Origin of the sequence: Streptomyces sp. NPDC007084 (genome assembly GCF_040703595.1) — a bacterium.
Lineage (GTDB): Bacteria > Actinomycetota > Actinomycetes > Streptomycetales > Streptomycetaceae > Streptomyces.
The window spans coordinates 26400-38827 of record NZ_JBEYFY010000018.1 but is presented as its reverse complement, the minus strand read 5'-3'; the positions used below and the strand labels follow the sequence as shown (position 1 = coordinate 38827).

The following is a 12428-nucleotide window of genomic DNA, read 5'->3' as shown; positions in this document are numbered from 1 at the left end:
CCTGCGGTGACCGGGTCGGGGTGGCGCATTCCTACCTGACACCCGAGGTCCACTGGCACACCATCTGGCGCACCCTGGCGAACCCTGGCGAATAGTCGCTCAGCAACTGACAGGCGGTTACTGTCGAAATCAGCCGAGAACCTGGGGGCTTGACGTGAACGGACAACCCAACACCCGCCTCGCGGACCTGTTCGGCCTGGCCGGCTGGTCCAAGGGCGAACTCGCGAGGATGGTCAACCGGCAGGCGGCGGCCATGGGCCACCCCCAGCTGGCGACCGACACCTCGCGGGTGCGGCGCTGGATCGACATGGGAGAGATCCCGCGCGATCCGGTGCCGAGGGTGCTGGCGGCTCTGTTCACCGAGCGTCTCGGCCGTGTCGTGACCATCGAGGACCTCGGTCTGGTCAGGCACGGGCGCGCGGGGAAACGGCAGGGCGGCGGGAGTGTGGACCATCCCGACGGAGTGCCGTGGGCGCCCGAGCGGACCGCCGCGGTCCTCACCGAATTCACGGGAATGGACCTCATGCTCAACCGACGCGGCTTGGTGGGCGCGGGTGCCGCGCTCGCCGCGGGTTCCGCACTCAGCTCCGCCATGCACAACTGGCTCCGTACCGATCCGGCCCTCACGGCCGACGCTCCGCAGTTCGACGATCCCCTGCACGCCGACCCCGCCGGGTTCGACCGCTACGAGGCCGCCCCCATCGGGTCGCAGGAGATCGAGGAACTGGAGCGTTCCGTCGAGGTGTTCCGGGCCTGGGACGCGTCCCGCGGAGGCGGGCTGCAACGCAAGGCGGTGGTGGGCCAGCTCAACGAAGTGGGAGGCATGCTCTCCTACCATCACCCCGACCATCTCCAGCGGCGTCTGTGGGGCGTCGCCGCCAACCTCGCCGTCCTCGCGGGCTGGATGTCGCACGACGTCGGCCTGGAGCCCACGGCACAGAAGTACTTCGTCATCGCGGCGCACGCGGCCCGGGAGGGCGGCGACCGGCCCCGCGCGGGGGAGGCCCTCTCCCGGGCGGCCCGCCAGATGGTGCACCTGGGCCGGCCGGACGACGCGCTGGACCTGATGAAGCTCGCCAAGTCGGGCTCCGGTGACGAGGTGCTGCCGCGCACCCAGGCCATGCTGCACACGATCGAGGCCTGGGCGCAGGCCTCGATGGGCAAGGGCCAGGCCATGCGGCGCACCCTCGGTGTGGCGGAGGACCTGTTCGTCTCCGACCGCGGTGACGTGCCCTCGCCGAGCTGGATGCAGATGTTCGACGAGGCCGACCTGCATGGCATGCAGGCGCTGGCCTACCGCACCCTGGCGGAGCACGAGCCGGGCGCGGCGGTGACGGCCCAGCGGCACGCCAAGGAGGCGTTGAAGCTGCGGGAGTCGGGGCGGGACCGGTCGAAGATCTTCGACCACATCTCCCTGGCGTCGGCCTGCTTCATCGCCGACGATCCCGAACAGGCCGACCGGTACGCGCGTCTGGCCCTGACGTCGATGGGCTCCAACTCCTCCCATCGCACCTGGGACCGGTTGCGTGAGATGTACCGGCTCACCGGGCAGTACTCCAGCTATCCGAAGATCAGCGATCTGCGTGAGGAGATCAAACTCGCGCTGCCCAAGCCGGTGCCGAAGCCCCGGGGCGGCAGCGCGCGGACCTGAGCGGCACACGCGCGGCCCGGAGCGGCGATCTGCCGCTGTGAGAGCGCGGACCGAGAGGTGGAACTGGGCGGTCAGGAAGCGGCCGGTCAGGAACCGACGCGCACGACGAGTACGCGGGCGTCGCTCTCGCGCTCGGTCCCGCCGAACTCCTCGGCGACGATCCGTGCGGCGTCCTGAGCCGTGCCGGCCTCGGTGAGGCGGGCGGCCAGGGGGAGCAGTCCGTGAACGGCCGCTGACCCGTGCCCGTTTCCGGCCGGTGTGGTTTCGCCGGCGCGGGAGGACTCCGGTGGCCGCGGCAGCAGTCCGCCGGTGTGCAGGAGCAGTACGTCGCCCGGGCGGAGGGTCTCCTCGGCCTGCCCGTAGACGGCGTCGGGTCCGGTGCCCAGCGGGGCGCCGTCCGGCGGGGTCAGCGCGCGTCCCGTCCCGTCGCGGAACAGCAGCGGTGCGGGGTGTCCGGCCTGCGCCCAGGTGAGGGTGCGGCTGTCGGGCCGGTAGCGGCAGCACACGGCGCTGCCCAGGGGCGGCTGGACCGGGGTGTCGAGGAGGTGGTCGAGCCAGGAAAGGAGCTGGCCGGGCTGGGTGCCGGCCACGGCCATGCCGCGCATCGCTCCCAGCAGCATCGTCGTGCCCGAGGCCGCCTCGGCGCCGGTGAGGTCACCGACGCTCAACAGCGTCTCGCCGCCCGGCAGTTCGAGCGTGTCGTACCAGGCGCCGCCGACCGGTGCGACGGGTGAGGCGGGCAGGCGGTGGGCGGCGATGTCGAGTGTGTGAACACCCAGGGGCGAGGGGGCGCCCTGGGGCGAGGGCCGGAGCGGGCCGCGCCAGGGCGGCGGGACCGCCTCCCTCGGTGCGGCCTGTCGCCCCCCGGCCTCCCGTGGCTCGGCCGGGGGCCGGTGCCCGGTGTGCGCGGCCCGCTGTTCGCGCCGCAGCGAGTCACGGGTCTCGCTCACGGTCCGCTGGGTGCTGCGCAGTTCGCTGATGTCACGCAGCACGGCCCACATGGCGGCGGTGCTGCCGTCGGCGCCGAGCACGGGCTCACCCATCATGTGCACGGTGCGTACGCCGCCGTCCGGGCACATGACGCGGAACTCCCCGTCGATCGGCTTGGCGTCGATGAGGCAGTCCGTGACCATCGTCGTCAGCATCGGACGGTCCTCGTCGTGCACCAGGGACGGCAACTCGTCCAGGGTGAGCGGGGGAGCGGCGCTGTCCCGGCCGAGGATCTGGTACAGCTCCTCGGACCAACTGGCCTCGTCCGTCAGGAGGTTCCACTCGGCACTGCCGACCCGGCTCAGCAGTGAGCCGCGCCCGGCAGGCGCCGGCGCGGGACCGGTGACCGCCGAGGGCCCGGCGTCCACGCCCGGCGGGCCCTCGCGGAGCTGCGCCAAGTGCTCGTCCAGATCGTTCAGTTGATGCAGGGCCAGCGTGCACAGCGCGCGCTGCCAGCGTCCCCGTACGTCCTCGCCGTCGGCGGGTGCCTCACGCCGGACGGCGTCCACCTCGCCGCGCAGGCGGCGGGTCTGCGAGATGAGCGCGTCGACCGAGCCGTGCTGCGACGGCTGGGCGGCTGGGCGGTCCGCAGAGAGATGGGGAGGCATGGCGTACTCCGATGCGGGGACGGTACAACCCGGGTTGACGGAAGGACCGTTACGACTGTCGCACAGCCCGCGACGCGCTGTAAGGGATTTGGCAACACCTGATGCGGTGGTGCTTCTGGCATGTGCCACAGTCCTCCCGGAGTGAACTACCGGCCCCGGCGCGGTAGCCGCTCGACAGGTCAAGTCGTAGCCGTGGTACGTGACTTGGGGTGGCTGGGATGGACCGGGAGCGGCTTCTTCAATCGCATGTTCGAGGGTCGTGTGTGCGAGCCCCGTGCGTCACATATCCACCCTGGTGTCCCATCCGTTCCGGACGATCGCACGGATGCGCCGCGCGTACGCCGTTGCGCGCGGGTGCCCCGGATGTACCTCAGAGTGATCGCGCGAAGTCCGTCACCGCGGTCTCGTACAGAAAGGACGGATCGACCCCCATCGAGGCGAAGTTGCCCTCGATCTCCAGGCCGGCCAGCCCGTGCAGCTGGGCCCAGAGCATGGTGGACCGTGCCGCCACCGCCTCTGGCACGTCCTCGAAGCCGTGGCGCTCCCCCCACGCACGGAACTCGGCCGCCGTGCCCTCGGGTACCGCCGCACCGCCGGCCCCCTGCGTGCCGTCCGTCGCCTCGGCGGTCGACTCCGCCAGCGCTCCCACCGCCGCCAGCAGTACGGTCATGGCGGGCTGTGCGGCCTCGACCAGGCGGGTGGACTGGGCGTCGTAGCCCGGGAGCGGGGCGCGGAACAGCAGGCGGTAGCGGTGCGGCTCGGCGAGCGCCCAGGCGCGGTAGGCCAGGACCAGTGCCCTCAGGCGGGTGGCGGCGTCCCCCTCGGACGCCTCGGCCGCTGACGCCTCGGCGGTGCGGGCCAGCTCGGCCGCCAGGTCCCCGTAGGCGTCGATGACCAGCTCGGTCAGCAGGCTGTCGCGGTTGGCGAAGTAGCGGTAGAGGGCGGGGCCCGTCATGCCGAGCTGTTTGGCGATCGCGTTGAGCGACAGGGCCTCGGGACCGCCCTCGGCGAGCTGGCGCAGCGCGGCGGTCTTCACCTCCTGCCGCACCTGGGCGCGGAACCGGTCGCGCGGGCCCGTACCGGTCCGGGTGGCTGCGGCCATGACATCGCCTCTTCGTCTCGGCGGAAACAGGAGTGTTAGATCTTATCAAGTATGCGATAAGGGGTAACGGTGCGGTGTCCGTGCCCGCCGCCGACCCGGTGACTTGTGTGAACAGGTTCGGCCGCTGTTCACCCAGCTCTCACCGCACCACCATGGCCTTCGCCGATCACACGGTGCACGCTTGCGCGCGGTGTGCCACCGGGGCACCCCGAGCGAGCGACGAGGGCGGGCGAATGACACCGATCAGCCGAAGAGACTTCGTGGGGCTCGGCGCGTCCGTGGCGGCCGGCGCCGCCATGGCCGCCGGAGCACGGCCCGCGGCGGCCGCGTCCACCGCCGCGGCGGCGACCGGCACCATCACCGACGTACGGCACGTCGTGATCCTCATGCAGGAGAACCGCAGCTTCGACCACTACTTCGGGCGCCTCAAGGGCGTCCGCGGCTTCGACGACCGCAGCGGCATCACCCTGTCCGGCGGATACTCCGTCTTCAACCAGCCGAACGGCGCCGCCCGGCAGTACCCGTGGAAGCTCAGCTCCACCCCCGCCGCCGGCGGCGCGGACGGCGAGACCCTCGCCCAGTGCAACGGCGATCTCCCGCACTCCTGGACCTCCCAGCACGCCGCCTGGAACAAGGGACGGCTCGACAGCTGGGTCTCCGGCGTCGGCAACGTCCGCTCGCTCGGCTACCTCGACCGCGCCGACATACCGTTCCACTACGCGCTCGCCGACAACTACACCATCTGCGACGCCTACTTCTGCTCCACGCTCAGCGCCACCGGCCCCAACCGCACCTTCCTGTGGAGCGGCAAGGTCGACGCCTCCAGCCACGACGGCGGCGACGAGTCCGGACTCACCTGGCAGAACTACGCCGAGGCGCTCCAGGCCGCGGGCGTGACCTGGAAGGTCTACCAGAACGCCCAGGACAACTACGGCGACAACGGCTGCGCCTACTTCCAGAAGTTCGCCTCCGCCAAGGCCGGCGACCCGCTGCACGACCGCGGCATGGCCTCCGTCCCGAAGGTCACCGGCTCCACGCCCGACGACATCGCCGCCGCCATCAAGGCCGACGTGCTCGCCGGCACCCTGCCCCAGGTCTCCTGGGTCGTCGCCAACCAGGCCTTCTGCGAGCACCCCTACGCCCCGCCCGGCGACGGCGCCCACTTCGTCGACCTCGTGTACAAGGCGCTCGCCGCCGACTCCGGTGTCTTCGACTCCACCGTCCTGTTCCTCAACTACGACGAGAACGACGGCTTCTTCGACCACGTGCCGCCGCCCGCGCCGCCCGCCGGCACCGCCGGGGAGTTCCTCAACGGCGTTCCCTACGGCCTCGGCTTCCGGGTGCCCCTGCTCGTCATCTCGCCCTGGACGCGCGGCGGCTGGGTCTCCTCGGAGGTCTTCGACCACACCTCCGTGCTGCGTTTCCTGGAGACCTGGACCGGCGCCCTCGGCAACCCCGCCGCCTGCCCCAACATCAGCGCCTGGCGGCGCAAGGTCACCGGCGACCTGACCGGTGTCTTCGACTTCGCCAACCCCGTCCACGGCACCCCCGCGCTGCCCGCGACGAGCGTCATCGGCATGTCCGCCTGCGCGCCGCTGCCCAACCCGGTCCCGACGGCCAACGCCCTGCCCGTCCAGGAGAGCGGCACCCGGCCCGCCCGCGCACTGCCCTACCAGCCCAACGGATACCTGGACCACCTGGAGTTCGGGGCGAGCGGCAAGATCCTCGCCTGGTTCACCATGGCCAACCAGGGCGCCCCCGCCAAGCGGGCCGCGCACTTCTCCCTCCACCCCAACGCCTACCGCGACACCACACCCTGGCAGTACACGGTGGACGCGGGCGGCACCGCCGCCGACTCCTTCAACATCGGCACCGGCTACGGCGACGGCAAGTACGACTTCTCCATGGTCGGCCCCAACCGCTTCCTGCGCCGCTTCAAGGGCGACGCCGGCAAGCCGGGCAAGTCCGCGGAGGTCACCTCCCGTTACGCGACCGAGCCCGGCACGGGCAGAACGGCCCTCTACCTCAAGATGGCCAACTCCTCCGCCGCGCCGGTCAAGTTCACCGTGACGTCCACGCACTACCGCGGCGACGGCCCCTGGACGTACACCGTCGCGGCGGGCGGTTCGGCGGAGGACTTCTTCAACGCGGTCGCCTACCAGAACGGCTGGTACGACTTCACCGTGACGGTCGACTCCGACACGACGTGGTCGCGCCGGTTCACCGGGCACATCGAGACCGGCGCCGCCAGCGTCAGCGGCTGATCGGGCGCGGAGCGCCGGTCACGCGTACAGCTCCGGGCGCGGCGCGAGGTCGACGGCCACCCGGCCGCCGCTCTCCAGCGCCCGGACCCCCGCCTCGGCCACGGCGGACGCCGCGTACCCGTCCCAGACGCCGGGTCCGGTGACCCGGCCGGCCCGGGTGGCGTCCACCCAGGCCCGCACCTCGCGGTCGTAGGCGTCGGCGAACCGTACGAGGTAGTCCCGCGCCACCTCCTCCGACCGGCCGCCCGCCGTCGTCACCGACATCGTGCGCTCGTCGCCGACGCGCGCGGTGCCGGCCTCGCAGACCGCCTCGCACGCCACCTGGTAGCCGAACCCCGAGTTCACGAAGATCTCCACGTCCACGAGCGCGCCCCCGGCGGTCTCGAACACCACGAACTGCGGATCGAGCAGCCCGTCCGGGGCGTTCGAGGTGGACCGCGGACGCAGGACGGTCACCGCCGTCAGCTCCTGGTCCAGCAGCCAGCGCGCCGCGTCGATCTCGTGCGAGACGGAGCTGTTGACCAGCATCGCCGAGGTGAAGTGGGACGGCGAGGACACATTGCGGTGGGTGCAGTGCAGCATCAGCGGGCGGCCGAGCCGCCGGCTGTCCAGCAGGGCCTTGAGGCGCTGGTACTCGGCGTCGTACCGGCGCATGAACCCGACCTGCGCCAGCCGCCGCCCGAGCCGCGCCTCCGCCTCCACGACCCGCAGCGCCCCGGCCGAGTCCGGCACCAGCGGCTTCTCGCAGAGCACCGGCAGCCCGCGCGCGAACGCCGCGAGCAACGCCTCCTCGTGCGCGGGACCGGGAGAGGCGATCAGCACGGCGTCGACCCCGGGCGCGTCGAGCGCCGCCTCCGCCTCGGCGTGCACCGACACCCCGTCGATGCCCGCCACGGCCTCCTCGGCCCGACCCGTGTCGGGATCGGCGACGGCCGCCACCCTGGCCCCGCTCACGGCCCCGTCGAGCCGGCGGATGTGGTCGGCTCCCATGTGTCCGGCACCCAGCACCGCCACACCCAACAGCTCACTCACGCCTCGCGCACCTCTCCGACGACAGCCCGGACCGCTCGTCCGCGCGATCCGATTGTCGGCCGCGGAGATCAGTAACGCAGCACCCCGGCGATGCCTTTCGCGTCACCCAGGGCACCGTCCGGGACGAACCGGACATCGGCGCCCGTCTCCAGGCAGCGTTCCACGATCTCGTCGACGATGTCCTCCCGCGCGTCCAGATCACCGCTCGCGGCCGGAACCAGGTGGTCGCCGTCGTCGCGGACCGTGGCACGGTAGTTCTCCTCGACGGCGAGCAGCCTGATCCGGCCCTCGGCCGCGCTCTGCCACACCTCGTCGAGCCCCGCCGCGAACTCCTTGCGCCCGCGCGCCGACTCCAGTTCCCCGGCCACCTCCTCGGCGCTCTGGCGCGCCCGCGCCGCGATCACCGGGCGGACCGCCTGCCAGACCGCGTCGGGCGGACCGCTCGCCAGGCCGCCGTGCGGGAGGTGCCCGGCGTCCTTGGTGACCGTCCCGATCTCGTCCAGCAACGACAGCGCGGCCGTCTCACCGGTGACGTACAGGGGGCGCGGGTGCTCGCGCAGCACCTCGCCCAGGGCGGTGTCCGCGTCGCGCAGGAACTGCCGGGTCCGCTCGTCCCGGAAGGTGCTCGGCAGATCCCCGATCCGCTCCTTGCGCTCGGCGTCGGGGTCCTCCAGGCTCCGCGTGAGCGGGAAGCCGCCCCGGCGTTCCTCGGTCACCCGGTCGACGCCGCCGTTCCACAGGGTGACCCGGTCGGCGGAGACCGACAGCACCCAGAACGGACGTTCGGCCGCCTGCGCCGCGACGAGGTTGCGGGTCAGGAAGGTGTCCGACAGGACGACCCGTTCGGGCACGGTACGGGCCAGCGACCACACCTGGTGCTCACCGGGCGCCGCGAAGATCACCAGACCCTCCTCGGCGTGCGCGAGATCGACCTCGGCGACCGCCCGGTCGAGCTGCTCGACGACGTCCGCCCGCAGCTCTCGGGTGACCGCGGGATCGGCCTCCACCTGCTTCTTGGCCTCGGCCACGACATTGCGCAGCCGGACCGGGTCCTGCGCGTTGTCGGGCTCGCGGCGGTGCGTCGGCGTCAGCACGGACACCGCCGGATAGGGCCGCGGGCTGCGCAGCTCGGACAGGGTCGCGGGGCTGAGTGCGTGCTCCATACGAGCACCATAGGATGAATCGGCTTGTCGGGCATTTGGGGCATTTGGTGGGTGCGGGGGTCAGGTTGCCGGTGTCGCGGGAAGGCCGGCGCACGGACGGGGGCGACGGCCTTTGCGGGAGCCGTCAGAAGGTGTCCGGATCGGCGGACGTCCAGTCCTCAGCCCAGGACCGCGGAGGCTCCGCGAGCAGCACCCCGGGCGCCGGCCACTCGTACAGCTCCGCGTACGTCCGCGCGGTCGTCGGTCCGGTGCGCCGCAGCAGCCGGTGCGGCGTGAGTGCGGCCGGCTCCCGTACGCCCATCGCGGCCATGATCTCGCTCGCGTCGCGCACGGTGGCACGCTGGTAGCGGAACACCCGCTCGGACTTGTCGGCCACGTCCAGGGCGCGGACCCGGCGCGGGTCCTGGGTCGCCACGCCGACCGGGCAGGTGTTGGTGTGGCACCGGTGGGCCCGGAGGCAGCCGAGTGCGGACATCATCGCGCGGGCCGCGTTGGTGTAATCGGCGCCCTGGGCAAGGCGTTTGACGATGTCCGAGCCGCTCGCGACCCGCCCGCTCGCGCCGATCCGGACCCGGTCCCGCAGCCCCGTGCCGACCAGCGCGTTGTGCACCGTGATCAGCCCCTCGGTCAGCGGCATGCCGACGGCGCCGGTGAACTCCCGGCGCGCCGCCCCCGTACCGCCCTCCGAGCCGTCCACCACGATGAAGTCCGGCGTCACCCCCTCCGCGAGCATCGCCTTGCAGACGGCCAGGAACTGGCGCCGCGAGCCGACACAGAGCTTGAAACCGGTCGGCTTGCCACCCGCCAGCTCCCGCATCCGGGCGAGGAACCGCACCAGTTCACGCGGGGTCGAGAAGACCCGGTGATACGGCGGTGACACCACCGTCCGGCCCTCCGGGACCCCGCGCTCCCGGGCGACCTCCGCGCTCACCTTCGCCCCGGGCAGCACGGCGCCCATCCCCGGCCCCGCCCCCTGCGAGAGCTTCAGCGACACGCACTTCACCTCGGGCAGCGCGGCCTTGTCCGCGAACTCCCGCGCCTCGAAGTCCCCTTCGGCTGTCCGGCACCCGAAGTACCCGGTGCCGATCTCCCAGACGAGGTCGCCCCCGCCCCGCAGATGATGTTCCGTGAGGCCGCCCTCGCCCGTGTCCTGCGCGAAACCCCCCAGCGCCGCACCCCTGTTGAGCGCCAGGATCGCGTTCGCCGAGAGGGCTCCGAAACTCAGGCCGGAGACATTGAGCAGCGCCATGTCGTACGGCTGCGCGCAGTCGGGGCCGCCGACCCGGACGACGGGCGGCTCCTCGGGCACGTCGACCGGGCGCATCGAGGGCTCAAGGAACTCGTGGACATCTCCGTACGCACCGCCTCGGTACGCACCGCCTTCGTACGCACCGCCTCGGTACGCACCGGCTGCGTGTGCACTGTCTCCGTGAGCACCGGCTCCGTACGTATCTGCTTGGTGGACGCCGCGCGTGTGTGCGCCGGGCCCGGACGGGCCGCGCTCCGTGCCGGACGGTTCCCCGGCGGCCTCGACACCGAACAGGAAGCGGAAGCGGCCGAGCAGCGGATAGGAGCGCAGCAGCGCGTGGCGGCGCTGGACCAGGTCACGGCCGCCGAGCGCGGTCAGGGCGAGCAGCGGGCCCGCCGCGCACCACCACCAGGCCGAGACGGCACCCGCGAGGAACAGCGACCCGGCCGCGCCGAGGGCCACGAACAGCAGGCAGAGCATCCCGGCGGGCGTCAGTCGTCCCTGCCCTCTGGGCCGCAGGAACTGCCGCTGTCCGGCAGGGAGCCGTACAGCAGGAAGTTGTCCACCTTCCGGTGCACGCACTTCGAGGACGCGTAGCCGGTGTGCCCCTCGCCCTTGTTGTCCAGCACGACCGCCGCGGAGCCCAGCCGCTTGGCGGTCTCCTCCGTCCAGCGGTACGGGGTCGCCGGGTCCCCGCGCGTGCCGACGAGCAGCATCTTCGAGGTGTTCACATCACGGACCTCGTCGCGGATGTAGTCGGTGCCCTTGGGCCGGCCGTAACACATCAGCACCTGGGTGAGCCGGTACTGCCCGAAGACCGGGGACGCCTCCTGGTAGGCGGCGCGCAGTCTGCCGATGTCGCGGGTGATCTCCTCGGCGCTGGGGCGGTCGGGGTCGTCGGCGCAGTTGATCGCCATGAGCGCGGCCGGGAGGTTGTCGATCGGGACTTCCTCGTCGTCCACGAGGCCGCCGCTCTTCGGCTTGTCCCCGGCCTTCTTGTCCTTGGCTTCGTCTTTGGCTTTCCCCTTGGCCTTCTTTTCTTTGGTCTTCTTGTCCCTGTCCCCGGTGCCGCCCCCCTCGTCGCGGGCGTTCTCCTGCGGGGTGCCGTTCTTCCGTACGGGCGCCGAGACGTTCGGCAGGGCGGCGCCGCCGGAGAGCTGGGTGAGGCCGTGGGTGTCGCCGTCCTGGACGAGCAGGCTCAGGGCCTGTTCCAGGGAGGGCCACATCTCCTTGCTGTACAGCGCCTGGCTGATCGACCCCACCAGGTCCTGGCCGGAGAACTCCTGGCCGTAGTCCGAGGGCACGGGCTCGTCGTCGAGCGAGGCGACGAGCTGGACCACCTGCTCGCGGGCGCCCCGGGCGTCCTGGCCGAAGGGGCAGGCCATGTTCTGCGTGCACCAGGTGATGAAGTCGTCCAGCGCGGTCTGCTGGCCCTCCGCGCCGGTCAGGCCCTGCTCGGCGATCGGCTCGGTGAGCGTGTCGACGCCGTCGAGGACCATCCGGCCCGTCTTCTTGGGGAACTGCGCCGCGTACACCGCGCCGAGCCGGGTTCCGTAGGAGAAGCCGAGATAGTTGAGCTTCTTGTCGCCGAGCGCCTGGCGCATGATGTCCATGTCGCGGGAGGCGTTGACCGTGCCGATGTGGGGGAGGACGGCGCCCGAGTGCCGGGCGCACTCGTCGGCGGCCTTCTTCACCGCCGTGAGCGCCGCCCGCACCGAGGCGCTGTCGCTGCCCTCCGCGCTGTCGTCGGTCGCCTCGGCTATCTGGTCGACTCCCTCGCCGCAGCTCACCGGGGAGGACCGGCCGACCCCGCGCGGGTCGAAGGTCACCACGTCGTAGCCGTTGGTCAGGCCCATGAAGTCCTTGCCGCCCATGGCCAGTTGGGGGATGCCGGCCCCGCCCGGACCGCCGAAGTTCAGCAGCACGGAACCGCGCGAGGAGCCGGTCGCCCGGTAGCGGGCCAGGGCCAGGTCCAGCGTGCCGCCGTCCGGCTTCGCGTAGTCGAGGGGCACGGTGACCTTGCCGCACTGGAGATCCTTGGGCATGCCCTCGCCCTTGCAGGCGGCCCAGGCGACCTTCTGCCGGTAGAACCGGGACAGGTCGGGATCCTCGGCGGTCGCCGTCGTCGGCAGACCCGCCGCCAGCAGCGTCAGCGTCGCCGTCGCGGCTCCCACGACCGCGACGCGTTGGTGCATGGACAGCATGCGTGCCTCCAGGGTCGCCCTGCGGTGGACCGGCGTACCCCCCGGCTCACGATAGGCGCGGCGTCCGGGGCACGCCTCCGGGCGAATCCGTCCGGCGCACCGGGCGTGCGGGACCCCTCGGCGTGCCCTACTCTGCGTCACCTTGTCGCCCGTACGGGTAACAGT

General features: G+C 72.2%; 8 protein-coding genes. 2 read left to right on the top strand and 6 right to left on the bottom strand.

What is annotated here, in order from left to right; genetic code table 11:
- The first annotated feature begins 154 nt into the window (after positions 1 to 154).
- On the top strand, positions 155 to 1651 hold the full coding sequence (locus AB0912_RS17255) for a hypothetical protein (RefSeq protein ID WP_366700421.1): 1497 nt from the start codon (positions 155 to 157) through the stop codon (positions 1649 to 1651).
- Positions 1652 to 1737: 86 nt separating this feature from the next.
- Here the strand turns inward: AB0912_RS17255 and AB0912_RS17250 are convergent, their stop codons facing one another.
- Both AB0912_RS17250 and AB0912_RS17245 read right to left on the bottom strand, forming a co-directional pair.
- Positions 1738 to 3249 (bottom strand): SpoIIE family protein phosphatase, encoded by a 1512-nt coding sequence (locus tag AB0912_RS17250; protein WP_366700419.1) that lies wholly within the window; start codon positions 3247 to 3249, stop codon positions 1738 to 1740.
- Positions 3250 to 3619: 370 nt separating this feature from the next.
- A complete protein-coding gene (locus AB0912_RS17245) occupies positions 3620 to 4351 on the bottom strand; it encodes a TetR/AcrR family transcriptional regulator (RefSeq protein WP_366700417.1) in 732 nt (243 codons plus the stop codon).
- A gap of 233 nt (positions 4352 to 4584) precedes the next feature.
- On the opposite strand from AB0912_RS17245, the gene AB0912_RS17240 reads away from it, so the two are divergent.
- Positions 4585 to 6615 carry a phosphocholine-specific phospholipase C gene (locus tag AB0912_RS17240; RefSeq protein WP_366700414.1) on the top strand — a complete coding sequence of 677 codons (2031 nt, stop codon included), beginning with the start codon at positions 4585 to 4587 and terminating at the stop codon, positions 6613 to 6615.
- Between the two features lie 18 nt (positions 6616 to 6633).
- Here the strand turns inward: AB0912_RS17240 and AB0912_RS17235 are convergent, their stop codons facing one another.
- The 4 genes from AB0912_RS17235 to AB0912_RS17220 form a co-directional block, all read right to left on the bottom strand.
- Complete coding sequence (locus tag AB0912_RS17235) at positions 6634 to 7647, bottom strand: Gfo/Idh/MocA family oxidoreductase (protein ID WP_366700412.1); 1014 nt, start codon at positions 7645 to 7647, stop codon at positions 6634 to 6636.
- 68 nt (positions 7648 to 7715) lie between these two features.
- Positions 7716 to 8810, bottom strand: coding sequence for a chemotaxis protein (locus AB0912_RS17230; protein ID WP_366700410.1), 1095 nt, complete (start codon positions 8808 to 8810; stop codon positions 7716 to 7718).
- A 124-nt stretch (positions 8811 to 8934) separates the two neighbouring features.
- Positions 8935 to 10539 carry an FMN-binding glutamate synthase family protein gene (locus AB0912_RS17225; protein WP_366700408.1) on the bottom strand — a complete coding sequence of 535 codons (1605 nt, stop codon included), beginning with the start codon at positions 10537 to 10539 and terminating at the stop codon, positions 8935 to 8937.
- 11 nt (positions 10540 to 10550) lie between these two features.
- Positions 10551 to 12263: an alpha/beta hydrolase gene (locus tag AB0912_RS17220; RefSeq protein ID WP_366700406.1), complete on the bottom strand. Its 1713-nt coding sequence runs from the start codon at positions 12261 to 12263 to the stop codon at positions 10551 to 10553.
- Positions 12264 to 12428: the final 165 nt, after the last annotated feature.

What these genes read in the sequence shown, in the direction of transcription:
- AB0912_RS17250 (WP_366700419.1), bottom strand. Translation starts at nt 3,249, where the DNA reads ATGCCTCCCCATCTCTCTGCGGACCGCCCAGCCGCCCAGCCGTCGCAG.
- AB0912_RS17245 (WP_366700417.1), bottom strand. Translation starts at nt 4,351, where the DNA reads ATGGCCGCAGCCACCCGGACCGGTACGGGCCCGCGCGACCGGTTCCGC.
- AB0912_RS17240 (WP_366700414.1), top strand. Translation starts at nt 4,585, where the DNA reads ATGACACCGATCAGCCGAAGAGACTTCGTGGGGCTCGGCGCGTCCGTG.
- AB0912_RS17230 (WP_366700410.1), bottom strand. Translation starts at nt 8,810, where the DNA reads ATGGAGCACGCACTCAGCCCCGCGACCCTGTCCGAGCTGCGCAGCCCG.
- AB0912_RS17225 (WP_366700408.1), bottom strand. Translation starts at nt 10,539, where the DNA reads ATGCTCTGCCTGCTGTTCGTGGCCCTCGGCGCGGCCGGGTCGCTGTTC.
- AB0912_RS17220 (WP_366700406.1), bottom strand. Translation starts at nt 12,263, where the DNA reads ATGCTGTCCATGCACCAACGCGTCGCGGTCGTGGGAGCCGCGACGGCG.